Genomic DNA, 24,246 nt, shown 5'->3' on the forward strand with positions numbered 1-24,246 from the left:
CTGTTTCTCACTGAGTCTTTATACAGTCCAAGGCGCCGGACGGTCAGTACGGATGCCGTATTTCGCAATCGCTTCAGCGACCTTGGCTGCCGGCAGTTTGCCTTCATCGGCCAGCGCTTTGAGCGCAGCGACAGCAACGTGGTAGCGATCGACTTCGAAGAAGCTGCGCAATTCCGAGCGGCTGGCCGAACGACCGAAACCGTCGCAACCGAGTACGACAAAACGACCTGGCACGTATTCACGGATTTGATCCGCGTAGGTGCGTTTGTAGTCGGTTGCGGCAATCACCGGGCCTTGCGCGTCTTTCAGGCATTCAGTCACATAAGGTACGCGCTGCTCGCCTGTCGGGTTCAGGTAGTTGTGGCGGGTTGCGGCCATACCATCGCGGCGCAATTCGTTAAAGCTTGGTGCTGACCAGATGTCGGCCTCGATGCCGAAATCGGCTTTCAGCAAATCAGCTGCGGCAATCACTTCGCGGAAGATCGTGCCTGAGCCCATTAATTGCACTTTCAGTTTGGCATCTTTGGCGCCGTCCTTGAACTTGTACAAGCCTTTCAGAATGCCCGCTTCAGCACCGGCTGGCATGGCCGGGTGCGTGTAGTTCTCGTTCATCACTGACAGGTAGTAATAGATGTTTTCCTGATCCTGATACATCCGGCGCATACCGTCCTGTACGATGACGGCCAGTTCGTACGCGAACGTTGGATCATACGACACGCAGTTCGGGATGAATTCGGCAAACAGGTGGCCGTGACCGTCCTGATGCTGCAGACCTTCGCCGTTCAGCGTTGTGCGACCGGCTGTGCCGCCAACGAGGAAGCCGCGCGCGCGCAAATCGCCCGCTGCCCAGGCCAGATCGCCGATACGCTGGAAGCCGAACATCGAGTAGTAGATGTAGAACGGAATCATCGTGTGGCCGTGGTTGGCGTATGACGTGGCCGCTGCGATCCAGTCAGACATCGCGCCGGCTTCGTTAATGCCTTCCTGCAGAATCTGGCCGGTTTGCGATTCCTTGTAGAACATCAGCTGGTCGGCGTCTTGTGGCTCGTACAACTGGCCGACGTGCGACCAGATCCCGAGTTGACGGAACATGCCTTCCATACCGAAGGTACGGCTTTCGTCCGGAACGATAGGAACGATGCGTTTGCCGATCTGTTTGTCTTTGACCAGTGTGTTCAGCAAGCGAACGAAGGCCATCGTTGTCGACATTTCGCGCTCGCCGCTGCTTTCGAGCAGGGCTTTGAATGCGTCAAGCTGTGGCACTTCGAGCGGCTCGTTGACCGGCTTGCGTGATGGAATAAAGCCGCCCAGTGCTGCACGGCGTTCCATCATGTATTTGTATTCCTGGCTGTCTTCAGATGGACGATAGAATGTGCACGCTTTGGCTTCTTCGTCAGTCAAAGGCACGTTGAAACGGTCACGCAGATGCAACAGGTCGTCTTCGGCCAGTTTCTTGGTGTTGTGTGCGGTATTTTGCGATTCGCCCGCAGCGCCAACGCCAAAGCCTTTTACCGTTTTTACCAACAGCAGCGTTGGCTGGCCTTTGTGTTCAACGGCAGCTTTGTAGCCTGCGTAAACCTTGAACAGATCGTTACCGCCGCGAGTCAGTTTCCAGATGTCGTCGTCGGTCATGCCGGCAACGAGATCGAGCAACTCAGGGTATTTGCCGAAGAAATGCTCGCGAACATACGCGCCATTTTTTGATTTGTAAGTCTGGTATTCGCCGTCAACGACTTCCATCATGCGTTTTTGCAGCAGACCTTTCTTGTCTTGTGCCAGCAGGGCATCCCAGCCCGTGCCCCAAACGACTTTGATGACGTTCCAGCCTGAACCACGGAAGTCGCCTTCGAGTTCCTGAATGATTTTGCCGTTGCCGCGTACCGGGCCGTCCAGACGCTGCAGATTACAGTTGATGACGAAAATCAGATTGTCGAGCTTTTCACGGCCAGCCAATGAAATCGCGCCCAGAGATTCTGGCTCGTCCATTTCACCGTCGCCACAGAAACACCAAACATGACGATCACCTTTCTGCTTGAAACCGCGGTCGTCGAGGTATTTCATGAAGCGGGCTTGGTAGATCGCCATCAATGGGCCCAGACCCATTGATACGGTCGGGAATTGCCAGAAGTCCGGCATCAACCATGGGTGTGGGTAAGAAGACAGACCGTCGCCATCGACTTCACGGCGGAATTTGTTCAATTGGTCTTCTGAGATGCGGCCTTCAAGGTAGGCGCGAGCGTACATGCCCGGCGCAGAGTGACCTTGGAAGTAAACCAGATCGCCACCGTGGTTTTCGTTGGCCGCATGCCAGAAGTGATTCCAGCCCACATCGTACAAGGTTGCTGCCGAAGCAAACGAAGAAATATGACCACCTGGCTCAGCAGGATCACGATTGGCCTTGGCGACCATCGCAGCCGCGTTCCAGCGGGTATACGACAGGATGCGCTCTTCCAGATCCGGTTTACCCGGATGTTTGGCTTGCAGATGAGCCGGTACGGTGTTGATGTACGCCGTTGTCGCCGTGTACGGGATGTTCACTCCGTCCTGACGAGCCTGGTCTACCAGTTTTTCCACGAGGAAGTGGGCACGTTCTGCACCTTCCTGCTCGATCACGCCTTGCAGCGCATCCAGCCATTCCCGGGTTTCTTGTGGATCGTGGTCGTTAATCTGATCTGCCATCGTGTATCTACCTTGTGAGTGGGTTTCTTATGGTGAGGTGTGAGGTGTCAGATGTGAGGCGTTTTTCGCCTCACACTAACCCTTCACATTCTTAGCGCGGTGTATTGCGTTTGAAATAATTAATCAAGCCATTGGTTGATGCATCGTGGCTGCTGGTCAAGCCTGGAGTCGTCAGATCGGCTTCGATCAGCTTGGCCAGCTGTTTACCTAGCTCAACACCCCATTGGTCGTAGGAATTGATGTTCCAAACTGTGCCCTGAACAAAAATCTTGTGTTCGTATAGTGCGATCAATGCACCCAGACGACGTGGCGTCAGGCGTTGCATCATGATGGTGTTGGTCGGTCGATTGCCCTGGAAAATCTTGTGCGGCACCAGATCGTCCTGTGCCTGGCCGGTAATGCCTGATTTTTCCAGCTCGGCACGGACTTCGTCTTCGTTTTTGCCGCGCATAAAGGCTTCGGTTTGCGCAAAGAAGTTGGCCATCAGAATCGTGCTGTGCGGCTCGGGAATATCCGGATGTTCTATCGTTGCGATGAAATCGATTGGTACGATTTGCGTGCCCTGATGCAGCATCTGGTAATAAGCGTGCTGGCCGTTAATACCGGCGTCGCCCCAGACCACCGGGCCGGTTGCATAATCGACACGATTCCCTTCCAGATCAACGGTTTTACCGTTTGATTCCATATCGAGTTGTTGCAGGTAGGCCGGGAAACGCGACATGCACTGATTGTACGGCGATACCAGGTGCGTGTTCGCACCAAAGAAATTGCCATACCAGATGCCGAGCATCGCCATGATGACCGGAACATTCTGTTCGAGCGGTTTGCCACGGAAATGCTGATCCATCGTGTACGCGCCGTGCAGCAAATCCTGGTAATTGTGCTTGCCCAGATAAATCGCGATAGGCAAGCCGATGGCCGACCACAGTGAGTAGCGGCCACCAACCCAGTCCCAGAATTCGAACATGTTTCTGGTGTCGATGCCGAATTCAGCGACGGCTTTGGCATTGGTCGAAACCGCGACAAAATGTTTGGCGATATGTTTTTCATCATCGGCGGCTTTTAGAAACCATGCGCGCGCGGTACGGGCGTTGGTAATGGTTTCCTGCGTCGTAAAGGTTTTTGACGCGATGATGAACAGTGTCGTTTCCGGATTAAGTTTTTTCAGCGTTGAGACAATCTGATCGCCATCAACAGTCGAAACAAAATGCATCGAAAGACGGGCGTGGCCGTATTCTTTCAGTGACTGGCAGACCATCAACGGGCCCAGGTCCGAGCCGCCGATGCCGATATTCACGATGTCGGTAATCGGTTTGCCGGTATAGCCCTGCCATTCGCCTGAACGCACTTTGTCAGAAAATTCGCCGATTTGTTCTTTGACCGCGTTCACCTTAGGCATCACGTCTTCACCATCGACCACAATCGGATTGTGATCGAGGTTGCGCAGGGCGGTGTGCAGAACCGCACGGTTTTCGGTGATATTGATTTTTTCACCCGAGAACATTTTTTCAATGCGCTCTGGGATTCCCGACTGACGTGCCAGATCGAACAGCAGCGCCATGGTTTCTTCAGTGACCCGGTTTTTTGAATAATCAAAAAACAGTCCGCCAGTTTCGAGCGAGAATTTTTCAAAACGATGCGGATCGTTCTGAAATAATTCGCGCATATGCAGAGATTCGATTTCTTTGAAATGTGCTGCAAGCGCTTGCCAAGCTGGCGATGAAATAAGTTTGGACATCGGCACCATTCCTTGTTGGTCGTTATTTTTATTGGTGGGAGCGCGTTTTTTACTCATGACCGCGAACCCGTTTTTCTTTCATATTGCGTTTCATTTTTTCGAGCTGATCGATCAGCTCCGGACCGCGTTTGAGCGCTACACCAACGGCCAGCACGTCAATAATCACCAGATGCACAATGCGCGTAATCATTGGCGTGTATAGATCCGGATCTTCCATCGTATCGGCGTATAGACAGATATTGCAGCGCTTCGCGAGTGGTGATTTGCTGTGCGTAATGCCGATCACGTCGGCGCCTGCATCGCGGGCGATCTCGACCGAGCGCAGCATATCGAGTGTTCGACCCGAGTTGGATACGGCAATGACCGCATCGCCCGGTTTGAGCATTGAGGCGCTCATGCCGTGCATATGTGGGTCGGTATAGGCAACCGTTGGCACGCCCAGACGGAAGAATTTATTTTGCGCGTCAATCGCGACGGCACCGGACTGACCCTGACCCCAAACTTCGATTTTGTGCGTATTCGACAATACCTTGATCGCACGCTCGAGCACTTCGGTATCGAGCTCATTACGGCAGCGCAGCAAGTGGGAAATATTGTTGTCGAATAATTTGCGCGCCAGATCGTGCGCCGAATCATCGGCCGACACCATCGAATGCACATAAGGTACGCCGGAAACCAAGCTGCGCGTCAGGCGGAGTTTGAAGTCCTGCAAACCTGAGCAATTGAGCGAGCGGCAGAAGCGGATGACGGTTGGTTGCGATACGTCGGCCAGTTCGGCAATCTGGGCAATCGGCGCATTGGCGACCAGATTGGGTTGAGCGATAACCAATTCGGCGACTTTACGTTCGGATTTCGAAAGTGAATCAATCACTGTTTTGATGCGTTCGAGCATATTGTGCCCCCACTCAAACATGCACAAGCACCCGCCGGTTGGCGGAGTGCTGTAAAGAAGTAAAGCTGGATGCCGTCGTCATGATTTGCTGGCTTAGGCAGCCCAAAATACATCGGCTTGCGCAACCCGATCAAGCACGCGACGGATCGGGTGTTGTTCGTTGACTGAAGTTTGTTCGGTCATCGCGGCTTGCAGCAGGGTTTTTTTCCCTTCTCCGGTGATATGCACGATCACTTTCGGGCTTTTTACGATGCTCGGTAGCGTCAGGGTAATGCGCTGATGCGGTGCCACTGGCGGTGTGACGGCAGCCAGCAGTGCTGTTGAAGCGCAAGCGCTTTCCAGCTCGGCCGCGTTTGGAAATAACGATGCGGTGTGGCCGTCGTCGCCCATGCCCAGAATCACGATATCAATCGGATCAGGCATCGTGGCAAGACGCGCTTCGATTTCGGCTACGGCCTCGTGTGGCGTCGTAGCGGTATTGACCAGAGAAATAAAGGTGGCAGCGGCTGCAGCGTCTTGCAGCAGATTTTCGCGCGTCAGGCGCTCATTGCTGTCGGCGTGATCGGGCTGTACCCAGCGCTCATCAACCAGCGTGATCACGACGCGTGACCAGTCCAGATCGCTCACACGCAAGGCTTTGAACATACCGGCCGGTGTACGTCCACCAGAAACAGCAATTCCGGCGCGGCCACGCAGTGCGATGGCCTGTTTGAGTTCGCTCGCGATGGTGGCGGCTAATTGCTGATCCAAGGTTTCTTTATTGCCAAATTCATGCCATTGCAAAGCCATTCAAATCTCCAAACTAAAAATGCTGCGGGGTATTGCAATCAAGACCATGCTGAGCATGGTCTTGATGTTGGTACTGCGGGAGGGTATTTAGGCTTCTTCGTGCCAGCACAAACCGTCACGTGACAGCAGTGCCGATGAAGCGGCCGGTCCCCAGGTGCCTGCGGTGTAGGTTTTTGGACCTTCGCTGCTGTTTTCCCATGAGTCAATGATCGGCTCAACCCAGCGCCATGCTGCGCGCTGTTCGTCGCGACGTACGAAGAGCGATAGATCGCCTTTGATGACGTCCATCAGCAGGCGCTCGTAGGCTTCCGGACTGCGGGTGCTGAAAGCTTCTTTGAAGTCCAGATCCAGATACACTTCGCGCAGCTGATCTTTACCCGGCTCTTTGGCCATCATGTACAGGCGCACTGACTCGTCGGGCTGCAGTTCGATCACGAGGCGGTTAGGGCGCGTGTTCTTGCCAAATGTTGATGTTGGCACTTCGCGGAAATTAATCACGATTTGCGCCAGGCGATCTCCCAGACGTTTGCCGGTGCGCAGGAAGAACGGTACGCCAGCCCAGCGCCAGGTTTCGATTTCGGCTTTCAGTGCCACGAAGGTTTCTGCCTTGGAGCCGGCCGGTACACCGGGCTCGTCTTGGTAGCCAATGACAGGCTTGCCTGCCACTGCGCCCGCACGATACTGGCCACGAACGACTTTGGTTTTGACATCGTCACTGGTCAGTGGCTTGAGTGCGCGCAGGACTTTGAGTTTTTCGTCGCGAACTGCGTCGGCATCGATTGATGCTGGTGGTTCCATTGCAACGATGGTCAGCAATTGCAGCAAGTGGTTTTGTACCATATCGCGCAATGCACCGGTTTTGTCGTAGAAATCGGCGCGGGTTTCAACGCCAACTTGTTCTGTCACGGTGATTTGTACATCACGAATCCATTCACGACGCCACAGCGGTTCGAGCAAGGTGTTGGCAAAACGCAGTGCGATCAGGTTCAATACCGGCTCTTTACCGAGGTAGTGGTCGATCCGGTAGATTTGTTGTTCGCTGAAGTATTCGCCAACTTCGTCGTTGATTTTGTTGGATGAATCGAGATCGTGACCGAGTGGCTTTTCCAGTACAACGCGCGAGTTGCCTTGATTGAGGCCTTGCTCTGCCAAATTTTTGGCAATCGGCGCAAAAAAGTCAGGGGCAGTCGAGAGGTAGAAAACGCGTTCGCGGTTCGGGAATTGCCCCAAGCTCTCGGCTAGCGCGACAAAATCGTTCGGCGTGTTTGCGTCTACTTTGAGGTATTCGATACGAGCTGAAAATTTTTGCCAGTCATTATCGTTATAATGGCTGCCCAGATACTCCTTGGCTTTGGCGTGGGCTTTGGCGACATAGCCTGCGGTGTCGGATGGACTGCGACCCAAACAAATGATCCGGCCTTCGCTTGGCAGATTGCCGTCTTGGTCCTGGTGGTAAAGTGCAGGGAGTAGCTTGCGTAAAGCGAGGTCACCGGTGCCGCCAAAAAATACGATATCGAAAGCGTCGATCGCAGTCATAAGCCAAAAATCCTCGTATGGAATTGGGCTTGACGAAGGTCAAGCGTAGTAAGCTTTGTAATCTTACTACAGCCTCAAACTGCCGAGCAATCGAATTTGTTACGCAATAACGAGGTAGCTGGCGTTATCAGTGTTTTGCCTGCAAACCCTTGGTGTTGCAATGCCTTGTTGCACTGCGGCGAAAGCTTGGTGTGTCGAGTTTTGCTTGTCGAAATGCTGCTGTTGTAGTAAAACTACGCTTGATTTCTAACTCCGCCTGAGGGGCGGTTTAGTTTTAAAAATTTGGAGTTCTTTCATGTCCCTGCATCCCGGTTTGCTTGAAGTTACCCAGCGCGTTATTGAACGCAGTAAAGAATCACGTGCACGTTATCTGGCGCGTTTGGAGCAGGCGGCAAGCAAAGAGCCCGTCCGGAAAGGTTTGGCTTGCACCAATCAGGCGCATGCTTGGGCTGCCATGCCTGAAACTGACAAAATCATGTTGCGCGAAATGCATCAGCCTAATATTGCGATTGTTTCGGCGTATAACGAGATGCTGTCGGCGCATCAGCCATTCGAAGCATTTCCGGCAATCATAAAAAAAGCAGCGCATGAAGTGGGCGCAACGGCCCAGTTCGCTGGTGGTGTGCCTGCGATGTGTGATGGTGTGACGCAAGGTCAGGCCGGCATGGAATTGTCGCTGTTCAGTCGCGATGTGATTGCGATGTCGACTGCGGTGGCGCTGTCACACAATATGTTCGATGCGACGCTCTGTCTGGGTGTTTGTGACAAGATTGTTCCGGGCTTGTTGATCGGCGCGTTGCAATTTGGCCATCTGCCGACCATTTTTGTTCCGGCGGGGCCAATGACGTCGGGTATTGCCAATAAAGAAAAAAATATTACCCGCCAGCTGTTTGCCGAAGGCAAAGTCGGCCGTGATGCCCTGCTGGCGTCGGAAGAAGGCTCTTACCACGGCCCGGGTACCTGTACTTTCTTTGGTACTGCCAACTCGAACCAGATGCTGATGGAAATCATGGGTTTGCACCTGCCGGGTGCGGCATTCACCAATCCGGGAACGCCATTGCGTGATGCGCTGACTGCGGCAGCAGCAAAACGTGCAGCCAAAATTACTGCGCTGGGTAACGAATTTATTCCGGTTGGTAAAGTCATCGATGAGAAAGCCATTATCAACGGCATCATTGGTTTGCTGGCAACGGGTGGATCGACCAATCATACGATTCACCTGATTGCGATTGCCCGTGCGGCCGGCGTGATGATCAATTGGTCCGACTTTAATGATTTGTCCGCCATTATTCCATTGCTCGCCAAAGTGTATCCAAATGGCGCCGCTGACGTGAATCACTTTCACGCGGCAGGCGGGATGGGTTATCTGATTCGCGAGCTGCTCGACGCCGGTCTGTTGCATGAAGATGTCTGGACTGTTGCCGGTTACGGTTTGCGTCATTGTGCGCAAGAGCCCTTCCTCGATAATGGTGTTGCAGTATGGCGTGATGCGCCGCTCCAAAGTGGCGATGAATCCGTATTGCGTCCGGCGGTCAATCCGTTCCAGGCTGATGGCGGCACCAAATTGCTGCAGGGCAATTTGGGGCGTGCGGTGATTAAAACTTCGGCGGTTGCGCCGGAACACCGTATTGTGAATGCGCCTGCGATCGTGTTTGATGATCAGGAAGACGTCATTGCCGCGTTTAAACGTGGCGAGCTGGAACGTGATTTTATTGCTGTAGTTCGTTTCCAGGGGCCGCGCGCCAATGGGATGCCGGAGTTGCATAAATTGACTCCACCGCTGGGCGTGTTGCAGGATCGAGGTTTTAAAGTGGCCTTGGTGACCGATGGCCGCATGTCGGGTGCTTCAGGTAAAGTGCCCGCTGCGATTCATATCACGCCGGAAGTTGTATCGGGCGGAGCGCTGGGTAAAGTGCGTACCGGCGATATGATTTTGCTCAATGCCGAAACGGGTGAGTTGGTGGCGCAAGTGGATGCTGCTGAATGGGCCGCGCGCGAAGTCGCGAGCGCCGATCTGTCAGCTAATGGCTTTGGTATGGGGCGTGAGTTGTTCACGTCATTCCGTGCAGTTGCAACGGGTGCGGAAGAGGGCGCGATTAGTCTCGGTTTGGCACATTGACAATGGGGGTATCTTCATCGGGGTTTTGAATTGCCTGGTGTGGGTGTTGATACCCGTCAAGGTATTGGTTTGGTGGTGAGCGGCTGGCGATTGAGAGGATGCGCTGGCCGGTTTGAAACTTTTGTCGGCCTGAATGAAAAAGGTCGCAACGTTAAAATGGGAAATTCTCATGCAGATTCGTGACATCATGCGCTCTTGCACGGTTATGCCTGTGCTGGTGATTGAAAAAGAAGAACACGCTGTGCCTTTGGCAAAGGCGCTGGTTGCCGGTGGTATTCGCGTGCTGGAAGTAACTCTGCGTACCGACGCGGCGCTGGCTGCAGTGAAAGCGATTGCCGATAATGTGCCGGATGCCATTGTTGGCGTCGGTACTGTGGTTCGCCCTGAGCAGTTTGCTCAGGCTAAAGCTGCGGGAGCTGTTTTTGCGGTAACGCCGGGTTTGACGCCTAAACTGGCTGCTGCTGCGCGTGAAAGTGGTATTGAATTGTTGCCGGGTGTGATGACCCCATCGGAAGCGATTGCCGCGCTGGAAGAAGGTTTTGATGCAATGAAGTTGTTCCCTGCCGAGCAGGCGGGTAGCTTGGGAATGCTCAAGGCAATGGGTGGTCCGCTGCCACAAATTCTGTTCTGCCCAACCGGCGGCGTGAGCGTCGAGTCGGCGCCTAAATTGCTGGCCTTGCCGAATGTCGGTTGTGTTGGTGGCTCTTGGTTGGCGCCAAAAGACATGGTTGCTAAAGGTGATTGGGCCGGTATTACCGCGCTGGCGCGAGAAGCTTCGGGCTTGCGCGCTTAATTAAGTTCTGAGCCGTGATGTGCCAAGCAACAAGCTTGGCACAATTCATTTGAGGGCGGTAAGTGTGTGCCTGATGTTTGCATTTCGTGTTCGGTTCTGATTTTTTGCATAATTTTTGTTATGGCGCAAAAGCTGCATGGTCTGAAATAGTGCATGCTAGCGTGTCCCGATTTATTCAATTACCTCTTGTCTGGAGATAACTCATGACTATCAAAGTTGGTATTAATGGTTTTGGCCGTATCGGCCGCATGGTTTTCCGTGCTGCTGTTTATAATTTTGCCGATGATATTGAAATTGTAGGCATTAATGACCTGCTCGAGCCAGACTATCTGGCTTATATGCTCAAGCACGACTCGGTGCATGGTAAATTTAAGGGCGATGTTGCGATTGAAAACGGCAATCTGGTCGTGAATGGCAAAACAATCCGCCTGACTGCAGTGAAAGATCCTGCTGAGCTGAAATGGGGCGAGATTGGTGCTGATGTCGTGGTCGAATCGACTGGTCTGTTTCTGACTAAAGAAACTTGCGAGAAGCATCTGGCTGCCGGCGCGAAGAAAGTCATCATGTCTGCGCCATCGAAAGATGACACACCTATGTTTGTTTACGGCGTAAACAACGCTAGCTATGCAGGTCAGGCGATTATTTCCAATGCGTCTTGTACCACTAACTGCTTGGCGCCATTGGCTAAAGTCATTAACGACAACTTCGGCATCAAACGCGGCCTGATGACAACGGTTCATGCGGCGACAGCGACGCAAAAAACTGTCGATGGCCCGTCAAATAAAGATTGGCGCGGTGGCCGTGGCATTCTGGAAAACATCATTCCTTCGTCAACCGGCGCAGCTAAAGCGGTTGGCGTGGTGATTCCTGAAATCAAAGGCAAGCTGACCGGCATGGCTTTCCGTGTGCCGACTTCGGATGTATCGGTCGTTGATTTGACGGTTGAGTTGAACAAAACTGCGACTTACGAAGAGATTTGTGCTGTTGTTAAAGCGGCTTCCGAGGGCGCAATGAAAGGCGTTCTGGGTTACACCAACGAGAAAGTGGTGTCGACCGACTTCCGTGGTGAGTCTTGCACTTCGGTGTTTGACGCGGGTGCGGGTATTGCTCTGGATGGTACTTTCGTGAAACTGGTTTCCTGGTACGACAACGAGTGGGGCTACTCTAGCAAGGTGCTGGAAATGGTTCGCGTCATGGCCTCGAAATAAGGCGTGTTAATTTTTTAAAACCTTTGATCTTATTGGGTTTTATGTCTTCAAAAGCCAGTCAGTTGATGACTGGCTTTTTGTTTGTCCGGTCAATCTGTGGCGGGTGAAGTTTGTTGTGCTCAGGCAACAATATGCGAGGAAAAGGGTGATAGCTTTTGCCTTGTCCGGGGTTTTTCCGTAACCTTGAGTCTGTAAAGCAGTGGTCACGTAAGAAAGGCCCGCTGTTACGGTGGTTTATAAATTCAACTCTCTCTTGGAGAAATTTTAATGTTCAAGCGCGCTCTTCTCGCTGCAGCCGTAGCTGCAGCAGTTTCTGCTCCAGCTTTCGCTGAAGTTGCTATCACTGGTTCTATGGAAATGAACTTCGTTGCTGCTGATTTTACTGGTGGCGATGAGCAGTATCTGGATCGTGGTCTGGTTCTGAACTTTGACGGTTCTGACAAACTGGACTCAGGTAGCAAACTGATCTGGCGTGTTTCTCAGAAAATCACTTCTGGTGCTCCAACTCAAGAAATCGCTGCATCAGGTACTGGTACTTTGAACCAAAATACTTGGGGTGGTCGTGAGGCTTGGGTTGGTTTGAGCGGTGATTGGGGTACTTTCAAAGCTGGTCGTCAATTCCTGAACAGCTACCTGACTCTGGACTGGCCGTATGGTCAAGGTGGTTTCTGGCAACTGGCAGAAAACAACTGGGCTACTTCAGCTGCTGCTGGTAAATTGACTGCAAACTTCTTTGCTCCTACTTCTGTTAACTACCAGTCTCCAAACTTTGGTGGTTTCAGCTTCGGCGTTCAGCACAGCTGGGATACATTCGACTCACAAATGCGTCCAGCTTGGGGCGCGCCTCAACTCGATCAGTACACCATTACTGACTTGTCAGCATCATTCAGCACTGGTTCTCTGAACTTGAACGCCGGTTACCTGTTCGGTGAAGACATCGCTGGTGTGGGCACTAGCCAAGACCAATACTACATCGGTGCAACTTACGGCTTCGACTTCGGTCTGAACGTGCGTGCCCTGTACACTGGTTACAGCAACGACACTGGTGCTGGTGCTGAGTACGATGGTTACGACTGGATCGTTGGCGGTACTTACGGCTGGGGCAAAAGCTTCGTAAAAGCAGCTTACCAAGCAACTCAAGGCGACCAAGCTACTGTTGGCGCAGTTGATGATGGCGAAATCTGGTCTATCGAATACGGTTACAGCCTGTCTAAAAACACTGTAGGCTACGTTCGTTACCAAGATCGTTCTGAAGATCTGTACGGCGATTACGACTACGTAATGGTTGGCGTGTGGACTGGCTTCTAATCTGACTTGTTCAGCTTAGTACCTTCCAATCAAAAAAGCGGCTTCGGCCGCTTTTTTGTCGTTTATCTGGGATGAACGCTTTTCGCTCTGCAATTTCTAAAACGGAACCAGTTTCTAAAACAGAACCTTCTCCCCGCATGGTAAAATTGCCGCCATTCAGAGCAAAAAGATTCTTGGAGCAAACCATGTCTGGCAATAGTTTGGGCTTGTTATTTACCGTAACCTCATTTGGTGAAAGCCATGGCGCAGGCATAGGCTGCATCGTTGATGGCTGCCCTCCGGGAATGGAGTTAACGCTGGAGGATATCCAGTATGAGCTGGATCGCCGCAAACCGGGTACCAGCCGTCATGTGACGCAACGCAAAGAGCCCGATACCGTCGAGATTCTGTCGGGTATCTATGAAGGTAAAACCACCGGAACGCCAATTGCACTCTTGATCCGTAATCAGGATCAGCGCAGTCAGGATTACGGCAAAATCGCCGAGACTTTCCGTCCGGGCCACGCAGATTACACTTACTGGCATAAATACGGCATCCGCGATCCGCGCGGTGGTGGCCGCTCTTCGGCGCGTGAAACGGCAGTTCGCGTTGCTGCTGGCGCGATTGCCAAAAAATGGCTGCGCGAAAAATTCGGCATTGTGATTCGCGGCTATATGAGCAAACTCGGCGAAATCGATATTCCATTCCAGAGCTGGGATTACATCGCTGACAATGCCTTTTTTGCGCCGAACAACGACATTGTTCCGCAGCTCGAAGACTATATGGACGCGATTCGTAAAGAGCGCGATTCAGTCGGCGCGCAAATTTCGGTCGTTGCCGAGAATGTCCCTGTGGGTTGGGGCGAGCCAGTGTATGACCGTTTGGACGCTGAAATTGCCTACGCGATGATGAATATCAACGCGGTGAAAGGCGTTGAAATCGGCGCCGGCTTTGACAGCATCGCGCAACGTGGCTCGGTGCATTGCGATGAGCTGACTCCGAATGGCTTTGCGAGCAATCATGCTGGCGGCATACTAGGGGGTATATCGACAGGGCAAGCAATTACTGTGAACTTGGCGGTTAAACCCACCTCCAGTATTGCGCAGGAGCGCGCGTCGATTGATAAGCAAGGCAACCCGGTGATGATGGCCACGACAGGCCGTCATGATCCTTGCGTCGGCATCCGTGCAACGCCGATTGCCGAAGCGATGCTGGCCTTGGTACTGATCGATCATGCGCTGCGCCATCGTGCGCAATGCGGCGACGTCGTCGTTGATACGCCGCGTATTCCGGGCAAGATCGCCTGATGTTTTGCCGACAGCGTTCGTGCCGCTCACGCAGTTTATCCGTACTGCTGATCGTGCTGGCATTCGTACTCGCTGGCTGTACGACGCCGACTTTTGTTGCTACCGTTTCGGTTCGGCACCAATTGCCCGAAATCATGGCTTCAACCCCGGCGACGGGCGCTGCTGCAGTGCAAGCAGCGATGGCTCTGCCGAAAACCTTTACGATTGAACGCCTGCCCGCGCAGTCGCAAAGTCTGGCTTTTCAGCAATTTGAAACCGAGCTGATTGCCCATTTAACACAGCAAGGTCTGGTCTGGATCGCGGACTCGAAGCCAGGTGATTCAAATCGTGCAGATTGGCTGGTCAAGCTCGATTACCGCGTCGACAATGGGGTTGTTCAGTCGTATCAGCAGCCGGTATGGGGAACGATCGGTTTTTCGATTGGCTATTCGCATGTACATACCTCGGGTGGCGTTATCCTGCTGCCAAGTTATTACCCGGAATTCGGCGTCGTCGGTAGCCAGACTTACAATGAAACTCGCTATACCCGCGAGCTCTGGCTCGATATATTCGACCGCAAAACACTCAAGCAAGGCGAATTTGCCAAGCTGTATGAAGGTCATGCAACAAATCAAAGCCGCAGTGGTGATCTGGAATCGGCTGTGCCATGGTTGCTGCGCAGTCTGTTTCTACCGTTTCCAGGCCCATCGGGCGTGAATCGCGAAGTGCGTATTCCGCTGCCGCCCGCTCAACCCTAACCTTCATTCGAGAGCCGAGAGTGACCCCTGATCAATATTGTGAAGACAAGGCCGCGCAAAGCGGCTCGAGTTTTTATTACAGCTTCCGCTTTTTAAGCCCGGAAAAACGCATCGCGATTACTGCGCTTTACGCCTTTTGCCGTGAAGTCGACGATGTTGTCGACGAATGCACCGACGAAGGTGTCGCCCGCACAACGCTGAACTGGTGGCGCAATGAAATCGACCAGATGTACGCCGGTGCGCCGCAGCATCCGGTCACGCAATCTTTGCTACCAGCGGTGAAAGCCTACGATTTACCGCGCGAGCTGTTTTTGGAAATTATCGACGGCATGGAGATGGATCTGAATCAGGCGCGTTACAACAGCTTTAAAGACCTGCATCTGTATTGCTACCGCGTCGCCAGCGTCGTCGGCCAACTCGCCGCGAGCATTTTCGGCTACACCGACCGTAAAACGCTGAAATACGCGCACGATCTGGGCATTGCCTTTCAGTTGACCAATATCATCCGCGACGTCGGCGAAGACGCGCGCCGCGGCCGGATTTATCTGCCGGTCGATGAATTGCAACGCTTTAACGTGCCCGCCGCCGATATTCTGAACTACCGCGAAACCGCCGAATTCAAGGCGCTGATGAATTTCCAGATCGACCGCGCCGAGCAATATTACGAACAGGCGATGGCCTTGCTGCCGGCCGTTGACAAGAAAAACCAGCGTACCGGTCTGGTGATGGCGGCGATTTACCGCGCGACTTTGGCCGAAATTCGCCTCGACGGTGCGCAAAAAGTCCTGAACCAGCGCACCTCGCTGACGCCAATCCGCAAACTGTGGCTGGCGTGGAAAACCTGGTGGTTTGCTTGATTTGAGTTTGAAAGGCTCACCCCCATCCCAACCTTCCCCCATCGAGGGGGAAGGAGCTTGTGCAGTGTGATTTGAAGCATTCAGTTTGAATTGGCCGCGTGAGTTCCCTCCCCCTTGACGGGGGAGGGCTAGGGAGGGGGTGTAAACGTTGGCCAGGCATATTGTTCCTGAATGGCAAAAGCAATTCGCAAGGGATTTGCGTAAAGAAGCGACTGATGCAGAAAACAAGCTCTGGCATCGTTTGCGTGGCGAGCAACTGGGTTGCAAATTCCGTCGCCAACACCCATTGGGAGCTTACATTGTTGATTTTGTCTGTTTGGAACGACGTTTAATTATTGAACTCGATGGTGCTCAGCACTTAAATTCATCGCAAGATTTGCTGAGAGACCAATGGCTGAACCAACAAGGATTTCATGTTTTGCGATATTGGGATAATCAGGTTTTATTGGAAACTGAATCAGTGATCAACGACATTGATCGACATTTAAGCCATTTCATCTCCTCCCCTTCGACGGGGGAGGACTAGGGTGAAGACAGTCGTGGGGGTGAAATCGTTGAGCGCGCCAATCAAAAAGCGCGCCGCCATCATTGGTGGCGGTTATGCGGGCATGGCGGCTGCCGTTGAGCTGGCCGCGGCTGGCGTTGAAGTGACCGTGTTTGAAGCCGGCAAAGTCCTCGGTGGCCGTGCGCGGCGGGTTGAGCGAGCGAGTTTGTCGTCGCATGCCAGTGTCAACAAACCTGTACCGCTCGATAATGGCCAGCATTTGGTCATTGGCGCGTACAGCGAATTGCTGCGATTGATGACGCAATGCGGCGTCGATCTGGACGCGGCGTTTTTACGTCAACCGATGCGCCTGCAGGTTGAACCCGATTTCTTGCTCACTTGTCCGAAGCTGCCTGCGCCTTTGCATTTGGCCGTCGCGTTAATTCGCGCGAAAGGCCTCAACTGGTCGGAACGCTGGGCTTTAATTCGTGCGATTCAAGTCGCTAAATGGCGCGGCTGGAAGCCGGGTACAAAATCCGGCCTTGCCGCAGGAAGCCGCGATGCAACTGTCGCAGAGTGGTTGCTTGAACAGCGCCAGCCAGAGCGATTAATTAGCCGATTCTGGACACCATTAACGCTCGCCGCACTCAATACGCCGTTGGAGTTGGCCAGCGCGCAAGTGCTGCTCAATGTGTTGCGCGATAGCTTGGGTGGCCGTCGTGCGGCGTCGGATTTATTGCTGCCGAAAGTAGATTTTTCCGCGCTCTTGCCTGAGCCCGCTGCAGCGTATATTCAAAAAAATAGTGGGTATATTCAGCTAGGCCAACGTGTAAAATCGCTACAGGGCAATACAGATGGGTGGTATTTGGATGGCGATGATCAGCGTTTTGACGCCGTCATCGTTGCGACTGCGCCACATCAAGCAGCCAAATTGTTGGCTGATGTCGATCAAACGAGTGTACTCGCGCAGCAGCTCGCCGCCTGGCCGTACCAGCCGATCGTCACCGTGTATTTGCAATACGAAGCCGAGGTGAAATTAAGCCAGCCTATGCTGGGGCTCTCGGACGCGATTTCGCAATGGGTGTTTGATCGCGGCGTCACGCATGATTGCGCCGGCCTGATCGCGGTGGTGATCTCGGCGCAAGGTATTCACAGTGGGCTGAGCCACGATGAATTGGCGCTGGCGGTGCAGGAAGAATTACACCAGCGTTTGGGCTTGCCTGATCTGGTGTTGCAGCAACAAGTCATCACCGAAAAACGCGCGACTTTTGCCTGCACCCCCGATCTGGTTCGCCCCGAAAATCGCACGGCGGTGCGGGGCCTGTATCTGGCGGGGGATTATACCGCTGGGCTGGCTACGATGTCGGGAAAGGATCGTGGAGAATATCCGGCGACGCTGGAGGGCGCAGTGCGTAGTGGGGTTAAAGCCGCGCGTGCGGTATTAAAAAATTTATAAGGGTATTGCTCTGCAGTCATTGTCTGAATTGAGCTAGATGGCAATACCTTGCTATGTATTTTTAAATTGGATCTCATCATGGAAAGCTGGAAAACATATCAGGCCGAAGCCAAATCAATGCAGGATCGCGTGATTCTGGTGACCGGCGCAGGGCAGGGCATTGGTGCGATGGCAGCGGTTGAGCTGGCTAAACTGGGCGCAACGGTGATTTTGCTGGGTCGTAATGAAAAAAAACTGAGCCGCACTTATGACGCAATCGAATCGGTTGGCGGCCCGCAGCCAGCGGCGGTGCCAATGGATCTGGCCAAAGTGGGCGAGGCCGAGCTGACACAACTGGGCGTGCTGATCCAGAAAGAGTTTGGTCGTCTCGATGGCGTTTTGCATTGCGCCAACGGTTTTAATCATCTGTCGCCGCTCAGCATGCAAAAACTCGACGAATGGGTTGATATGTTCCGCGTCAACGTCGCCGCGCCATTTGCAATGACGCGCGCACTGTTGCCCTTGCTGCAAACGTCGCCCGATGCCGCCGTGCTGGTGATCGGCGAGACGCACGCGTTCGAGCCGCGCGCTTACTGGGGCGGTTTTAGCGTTACCAAGGCCGGGCAGCAAAACTGGGTGCAAATTGCAGCTTCCGAATGGGATAAATTCACCCATTTGCGGATCAACCAGCTTGTCCCTGGCCCGATCCAGTCGCCGTTCCGTCTCGCGACGCACCCTGGCGAATCGAAAGATACTATCCCCGAAACCAGTGCGATCATGCCGGCTATCCTGTACTGGCTGGGGCAGGCGAGCGCCGGGCAAAGCGGGCAAACTTTATTTTTCAACCGTCCTCAATAAAGCGTAAATAGTGCCGATACCGGATATGGGGTGAAGGTGAACTTTCAGCGGAGAAGAGACTCTGACTGAGGGTGGTTGGTTATTGATCTCCCAAACCGCTTCCGTGGCTGATACACGGGAAGTTCCATCTCTCCTTTAGTAATTTTGCCCCGCCTTGTGCGGGGCTTTTTTTTGCATATCGATCTGGCCGGTACGCGCTCGCATCCCCGACCCATTTTCAGGCAGGGACAGTGCAAGAAGGCTCGCTGCTACCCTGCCAGGCAGCCGCGCACATAATCAATTGCCGCGCAGATGGTCGTTACTTGCGCCAAGTTGCATTGCGTCGGGCTGATTTTCGGGCTGTCGGGGTAGACTTCGGTTGTGCTGGTGAACTCCGCGTCGGTCATTCCGCCGCACAGACCAAGTGCTTTCTGCTCGTAATAAATCACGCCCTCCTGATGAACGGGCGAGCCGATGATGCAGCCTTTATCGTCGGCTGGCGCAATATGCGTGACCTGGCTGACCGCTTCAATCAGTGCGCGCTGAAAATCCGGCTCGGGTCTTTGAGCGTCGCCGCACAAATAAAAACCATCGGGCGTTTCATTCCACTCTGGCGCGATGCCATCGCGCGCGGCTTTGGCCGGGCCGAATTCATCGTTGTCGCTGTCGGTCGTTTCGTGCAGGTCGATGTGCACGATGATATTGCCCGGCTGGTCTTTCACAAATCGCATCGCCGCTGCGGCCTCTTGCGACGGGCTAGCCGCAACAAAAAACCGGTTCGGATCGATCGCATCGGGGTTCCAGCGATTGATTGTTTCATAAGCCCACGGGCTGATGCATGGCAACACCAGCAAATTCAGCTCACCGCTGTAGCGGGTGAAGTGTTCGGCAATAAATTGCAGGGCACCTTGAACGCCGCTGGTCTCATAACCATGAACGCCACCGGTGACCAGCACAACGGGCAGCCCTGCTTGCCAGTTGCGGCTGCGCACGGCAAATAAAGGGTATTTTCCCAGGCCGCGATCACTGTAATCGAGCTGTCCATATTCGAGCTGCTCGGCAGCTTGGGCAAGCGCAGGATTGTGACTTAAGTACGCGCGCAGCGGAGCAACAACTTCGTCCTGATAACTGCGCTTTTTGTTTTGCGCCGCAAGCCATTGCGCTTTTTCTGCCGCGCCCCAGGGTTGACCGGGTGTTCCTATGGGGTAATGAGTGCGAGTCATGGCCATTCTCTGCTTTGTTGACGATGACATGACTATAGCGCGAGCCGCTGGTGATGACCGTTAGGGGAAATATCAGGTGCTTCAGCCATTTTGGACGAGTCCTTCAAATCTCTTCGCCGCAAGCCACGCGCCCATTCCGTATCATTGATTTATCCCAACAATCTGGAAGACATCATGGCTCGGACTCTTTTTATCAGCCACGGCGCACCGACGCTGGTGATCGACGATATTCCGGCGCGGCACTTCTTGCAGCAACTGGGGCAAACGATGCCGCGACCGCGCGCGATTGTGCTGATTTCAGCGCACAATATTGCGACGCAAACCGTCGTCGGTACTGCGGCGAAATGGCAGGAATGGCACGATTTTGGCGGCTTTGCGCCAGAGTTGTATCAAATGCAATATCGCCCGCACGGCGCGCCCGAGCAGGCGTTGCAAATTGCACAATCGTTGGCGGATTTAGGCGAGAACGTCGCGATCAGCGACGATCCGGCGATTGATCATGGCGCGTGGGTACCGCTGAAACTGATTTACCCGCAGGCCGATGTGCCGCTGATCACGATTTCGCTGTCGCAAAATATGGATAACGCCAGTCACTGGGCGCTCGGAGAGCGACTGGGGCAAATCTTGCCCGACGATGTGTTGTTGATTACCTCGGGCAGCATTACGCACAATTTGCGTGAGGCCTTCTTCAATATGTCCAGAATGCAATCGGCAACAGGTGAATATACCATTGAGGAGTATGCGGCTGAGTTTATTGCTGATAGCTACGCAGCGCTCAATACCCTAGGCAAAGATGCATGGCTGGATTGGCAAAACCGTTTCAGATCAGCGCGCCGCGCACATCCAACCCCCGAGCATTTTCTGCCGCTATTGATCGCCCGCGCTGCAGCAGGCGAATCGCCGCGCGTCACTCCGCTGCATCAAAGTATTGAGCTGGGCGTGTTGGGGATGGATGTCATTGGTTTGAATTGGTCGTAAAAAGCATGACCACAGAGGCACAGAGGAAAGGCAGAGTTTCTTGGTTTTCTCTGTGCCTCTGCGTCTCTGTGGTTCAAGATTTTGCTTTTGATCTATTTGCGCAGTAACAGCGAGCTGGCTGCTACAATCTGCATCTGAATTTTCCTTTTGTTCCCAGCCATGACTCTCGAAGAAGCTTTTGCCAACGATGGCCCGTTTGCCGCGGCTTTTCCCGGCTATAAACTGCGCCAACCGCAGCTGGAAATGGCGCAGGCGGTGGCCAAGGCGATTGAAAGTCACGGCCAGTTGATCGCCGAAGCGGGAACAGGAACCGGCAAGACATTTGCTTATTTAGTTCCGGCGCTGCTCTCCGGCGGCAAAACCATTGTTTCAACCGGGACCAAAACGCTGCAGGATCAGTTGTTCAACCGCGATATTCCCGGTGTGCGCGATGTACTGAAAGTGCCCGTCACGGTCGCGCTTTTAAAAGGTCGCTCGAACTACGTTTGCCACTATCATCTGGAGCGTGCCGAGCACGAGGGGCGCTTTATGCGCCGCGAAGATGTGGTCGACCTGCAAAAGGTCAAACGCTACGCCGCCAGCACGCAGTCGGGTGACAAAGCCTCATGCCAGGGCGTGCCCGAAGACGCGCCAATTTGGTCGCACGTGACCAGCACGCGCGATAACTGTCTGGGGCAGGATTGCCCGAGTCATAAGGAATGCTTTGTATTAAAAGCGCGGCGCGAAGCGCAGGAAGCTGACGTCGTGGTCGTCAATCACCACCTGTTTTTTGCCGATGTCTGGCTGCGTGACGAAGGAGCGGGTGAGTTGCTGCCAGCGTGCAACACCGTCATTTTTGACGAAGCGCACCAGCTGCCCGAAGTCGCCAGCCTGTTTTTTGGCGACACGCTGACCAGCGGCCAAGTCGTCGAATTGGCGCGTGACGCGCGCGCCGAAGCGCTCGTTGTCGCCAAAGATTTCATCGAATTACCCAATGCATCCGAAGTGCTGGAAAAAGCTGCTAAAGACGTGCGGCTGGTTTTTAAAGAACAGCTTCGCCTGCCGCAGCATGAACTCAAAGAGCGCTTTGGTGAGTTTTTCACCCAATTGGGCGTGATGAAAGACAAACTTAAAACAGTCGCGCAATTGCTCGCCAAACAGGCCGAGCGCGCCGAAGGACTGGAAAAATGCCAGCAACGCGCGTCCGAAATGTTGACCTTGCTTGATCATTGGCTGGAAGAAGACAGCAAGGACACCGTGCACTGGATCGACGTCACACAACATGGCTTTTTGCTGCATGTGACGCCACTGAATATCGCTGATTTATTCCAGAAACAAATCAATATGAACCCACGTGCGTGGATTTTTGCCTCGGCGACGCTGGCGGTGAACAATCAGTTTACCCATTTCCAACACGAATTAGGGTTGTGGAAAGCCGAGACGGCCACATGGGATAGCCCCTTCGATTACAAGCAGCAGGCGGTACTGTATGTGCCGCAAGATATGCCGCCACCTAATACTGCGGGCTATACCCAGGCTGTCGTTGAAAAAGCGTGGCCGCTGCTGCAGTCAACGCAAGGCCACGCCTTTCTGCTGTTTACCAGTTTGAAAGCGATGCGTGAAGCACACGAGTTGGTGGTGGAGAAACTCAAAGAAGCCAATCTGGATTGGCCGGTTTTCCTGCAGGGAACAACATCGAGAACCGAATTGCTCGATCAGTTCCGCCGCGCGCCGAATGCGATTCTGGTCGCCAGCCAGACGTTCTGGGAAGGCATCGACGTGCGCGGGGAACAATTGTCCTTGGTCGTCATCGACAAGCTGCCATTCTCGCCGCCCGATGATCCGGTGCTGTCGGCACGGATGGAGCAGATCACCAAAGCCGGTCGCAGCCCGTTTATGGATTACCAATTGCCGAACGCGACGATTACGCTCAAACAGGGCGCAGGGCGCTTGATTCGTGATGAAACCGACATTGGCATCCTGATGATTGCCGATACTCGGCTGGTTGAGAAACAATACGGCAAAATGATCTGGCGCAGCCTGCCGCCGATGTTCCGCTCGCGCGAGCTGGCGAATGTGCAAAAATTTTATGCGGTGAAACAGGCAGAAAAACTAAAAAACCGTGAACCACAGAGGCACAGAGACGCAGAGGAAAAGCAGGACGAAGAAGGCTTGCCAGCGACTTAAAAGATGTACAGCAAGGCTCCCAAGATTTTCTCCGTGCCTCTGTGGTGAAAGATTTTGAATTTTTAAGATAAATACATTTTCGGACTTCAATCGTGGCAACTAAATCTCCCGCAAAGCGTAAACCGACGCCCGCACCCTCGACCTTGGGGCGTGTGTTGGGATTTATGCTGCTGATTACTTTTCTCGCGCTGATCGCCGCTGGCGGCTGGTTTTATAGCTGGGCGACCGAAAGCCAGCCCAAGCCAGTGGCTGGCGCGGTGGTGCTCAAGCCGGGCAATATGCAATCACTGGCTATGCAGCTGCATGATCAGGGCGCGATTGATTCACCGACGCTGTTTGTCTGGCTGGCGCGATTGAGCGGCAAAGACACGCAAGTCAAAGCCGGGCGCTATCGCATCAGTGCGGATATTTCGCCGTGGTTCTTGCTGCGTAAATTGGTCAAGGGTGACGCCGATGAATTGCAGGTGACGATTGTTGAAGGCTGGAGCTGGCGCGATTTGCGCAAGGCACTTAATAGCGATCCTTTTCTCAAGCACGATAGCGCTCAGCTGAGCGATGAAGCATTGCTCGCGCAGCTGGGCATTAATGCGGCTTCGCCCGAAGGACTGTTTTTCCCCGACACGTATCAGATCGAAGCCGGTGGCTCGGATTTGCAACTGCTTGCGCGGGCGAATCGCCGTTTGCAGCAAAAACTCGACGAAGCTTGGGCGGTGCGCAAGAGCGATTTGCCGCTGAAAAACGCCTATGAAGCACTGATTCTGGCGTCGCTGGTCGAAAAGGAAACCGGGCAGGCGAGTGATAGACCGATGGTCGCCGGGGTGTTTATCAACCGGCTGAACAAGGGAATGCGGCTGCAAACCGATCCGGCGGTGATTTATGGTGTTGGCGCAGCGTTTGACGGCGATATCACCAAGAATCATTTAAAAACCGATACGCCGTATAACACCTACACGCGGCATGGCTTGACGCCAACGCCGATTGCCATGGTCGGCGAAGCTGCATTGCGTGCTGCAACGCAGCCAGCAGATACCTCTGCCCTGTATTTCGTTGCGCGCGGCGATGGATATAGCCAATTTTCAAATACTCTGGCAGAACATAATGCTGCGGTGAAAAAATACCTGCAGCGTTAATGCTTGGCACCCAGCGCTGATCTGGCGGTTTGATTGCTCATAAAACCGTCA

At 53.7% G+C, this 24,246-nt stretch carries 19 protein-coding genes; 13 read left to right on the forward strand and 6 right to left on the reverse strand.

The genetic code is table 11. From position 1 onward, the window contains the following. Positions 1 to 18 precede the first annotated feature (18 nt). From aceE to zwf, 5 genes are all read right to left on the reverse strand, one after another. Positions 19 to 2,679 carry a pyruvate dehydrogenase (acetyl-transferring), homodimeric type gene (gene aceE, locus ACG2XO_RS07925; RefSeq protein ID WP_410497452.1) on the reverse strand — a complete coding sequence of 887 codons (2,661 nt, stop codon included), beginning with the start codon at positions 2,677 to 2,679 and terminating at the stop codon, positions 19 to 21. A 91-nt stretch (positions 2,680 to 2,770) separates the two neighbouring features. Further along, positions 2,771 to 4,417 carry a glucose-6-phosphate isomerase gene (pgi, locus tag ACG2XO_RS07930; RefSeq protein WP_410497453.1) on the reverse strand — a complete coding sequence of 549 codons (1,647 nt, stop codon included), beginning with the start codon at positions 4,415 to 4,417 and terminating at the stop codon, positions 2,771 to 2,773. A 49-nt stretch (positions 4,418 to 4,466) separates the two neighbouring features. Continuing rightward, complete coding sequence (hexR, locus tag ACG2XO_RS07935) at positions 4,467 to 5,309, reverse strand: transcriptional regulator HexR (protein ID WP_410497454.1); 843 nt, start codon at positions 5,307 to 5,309, stop codon at positions 4,467 to 4,469. A gap of 93 nt (positions 5,310 to 5,402) precedes the next feature. Next, entirely contained in the window at positions 5,403 to 6,098 is a 696-nt protein-coding gene (pgl, locus tag ACG2XO_RS07940) for a 6-phosphogluconolactonase (protein ID WP_410497455.1), read from the reverse strand. Between the two features lie 87 nt (positions 6,099 to 6,185). After that, positions 6,186 to 7,634 (reverse strand): glucose-6-phosphate dehydrogenase, encoded by a 1,449-nt coding sequence (gene zwf / locus ACG2XO_RS07945; RefSeq protein WP_410497456.1) that lies wholly within the window; start codon positions 7,632 to 7,634, stop codon positions 6,186 to 6,188. A gap of 295 nt (positions 7,635 to 7,929) precedes the next feature. On the opposite strand from zwf, the gene edd reads away from it, so the two are divergent. The 10 genes from edd (at position 7,930) to ACG2XO_RS07995 (ending at position 18,719) form a co-directional block, all read left to right on the forward strand. Beyond that, a complete protein-coding gene (edd, locus tag ACG2XO_RS07950) occupies positions 7,930 to 9,753 on the forward strand; it encodes a phosphogluconate dehydratase (RefSeq protein ID WP_410497457.1) in 1,824 nt (607 codons plus the stop codon). 169 nt (positions 9,754 to 9,922) lie between these two features. After that, positions 9,923 to 10,546 carry a bifunctional 4-hydroxy-2-oxoglutarate aldolase/2-dehydro-3-deoxy-phosphogluconate aldolase gene (gene eda, locus ACG2XO_RS07955; protein WP_410497458.1) on the forward strand — a complete coding sequence of 208 codons (624 nt, stop codon included), beginning with the start codon at positions 9,923 to 9,925 and terminating at the stop codon, positions 10,544 to 10,546. Positions 10,547 to 10,749: 203 nt separating this feature from the next. Next, positions 10,750 to 11,754 (forward strand): type I glyceraldehyde-3-phosphate dehydrogenase, encoded by a 1,005-nt coding sequence (gene gap / locus ACG2XO_RS07960; protein WP_410497459.1) that lies wholly within the window; start codon positions 10,750 to 10,752, stop codon positions 11,752 to 11,754. Between the two features lie 267 nt (positions 11,755 to 12,021). Further along, a complete protein-coding gene (locus ACG2XO_RS07965; RefSeq protein WP_410497460.1) occupies positions 12,022 to 13,062 on the forward strand; it encodes a porin in 1,041 nt (346 codons plus the stop codon). A gap of 185 nt (positions 13,063 to 13,247) precedes the next feature. Next, complete coding sequence (aroC, locus tag ACG2XO_RS07970) at positions 13,248 to 14,348, forward strand: chorismate synthase (protein ID WP_410497461.1); 1,101 nt, start codon at positions 13,248 to 13,250, stop codon at positions 14,346 to 14,348. Beyond that, a complete protein-coding gene (locus ACG2XO_RS07975) occupies positions 14,348 to 15,085 on the forward strand; it encodes a DUF4136 domain-containing protein (RefSeq protein WP_410497462.1) in 738 nt (245 codons plus the stop codon). Before aroC ends, ACG2XO_RS07975 begins: the two co-directional genes overlap by 1 nt. A 20-nt stretch (positions 15,086 to 15,105) precedes the next feature. Then, positions 15,106 to 15,942 (forward strand): presqualene diphosphate synthase HpnD, encoded by an 837-nt coding sequence (gene hpnD / locus ACG2XO_RS07980; RefSeq protein WP_410497463.1) that lies wholly within the window; start codon positions 15,106 to 15,108, stop codon positions 15,940 to 15,942. Positions 15,943 to 16,090: 148 nt separating this feature from the next. Next, positions 16,091 to 16,468, forward strand: a complete 378-nt coding sequence (locus ACG2XO_RS07985; RefSeq protein WP_410497464.1) for an endonuclease domain-containing protein — start codon at positions 16,091 to 16,093, stop codon at positions 16,466 to 16,468. 28 nt (positions 16,469 to 16,496) lie between these two features. Next, positions 16,497 to 17,882, forward strand: coding sequence for a hydroxysqualene dehydroxylase HpnE (gene hpnE, locus ACG2XO_RS07990; RefSeq protein WP_410497465.1), 1,386 nt, complete (start codon positions 16,497 to 16,499; stop codon positions 17,880 to 17,882). 78 nt (positions 17,883 to 17,960) lie between these two features. Continuing rightward, positions 17,961 to 18,719, forward strand: a complete 759-nt coding sequence (locus tag ACG2XO_RS07995; protein ID WP_410497466.1) for an SDR family NAD(P)-dependent oxidoreductase — start codon at positions 17,961 to 17,963, stop codon at positions 18,717 to 18,719. 248 nt (positions 18,720 to 18,967) lie between these two features. Here ACG2XO_RS07995 and ACG2XO_RS08000 read toward each other — a convergent pair whose 3' ends face one another. Beyond that, complete coding sequence (locus ACG2XO_RS08000; RefSeq protein WP_410497467.1) at positions 18,968 to 19,921, reverse strand: M14 family metallocarboxypeptidase; 954 nt, start codon at positions 19,919 to 19,921, stop codon at positions 18,968 to 18,970. A gap of 174 nt (positions 19,922 to 20,095) precedes the next feature. Between ACG2XO_RS08000 and ACG2XO_RS08005 the strand changes: the two genes are divergently transcribed. From ACG2XO_RS08005 to mltG, 3 genes are all read left to right on the forward strand, one after another. Beyond that, positions 20,096 to 20,899 (forward strand): DODA-type extradiol aromatic ring-opening family dioxygenase, encoded by an 804-nt coding sequence (locus ACG2XO_RS08005; protein ID WP_410497468.1) that lies wholly within the window; start codon positions 20,096 to 20,098, stop codon positions 20,897 to 20,899. A gap of 159 nt (positions 20,900 to 21,058) precedes the next feature. Continuing rightward, on the forward strand, positions 21,059 to 23,065 hold the full coding sequence (locus ACG2XO_RS08010) for an ATP-dependent DNA helicase (protein WP_410497469.1): 2,007 nt from the start codon (positions 21,059 to 21,061) through the stop codon (positions 23,063 to 23,065). A gap of 92 nt (positions 23,066 to 23,157) precedes the next feature. After that, complete coding sequence (gene mltG / locus ACG2XO_RS08015) at positions 23,158 to 24,195, forward strand: endolytic transglycosylase MltG (RefSeq protein ID WP_410497470.1); 1,038 nt, start codon at positions 23,158 to 23,160, stop codon at positions 24,193 to 24,195. Positions 24,196 to 24,246: the final 51 nt, after the last annotated feature.

The organism is Chitinibacter sp. S2-10 (assembly GCF_046530675.1).
GTDB lineage: Bacteria > Pseudomonadota > Gammaproteobacteria > Burkholderiales > Chitinibacteraceae > Chitinibacter.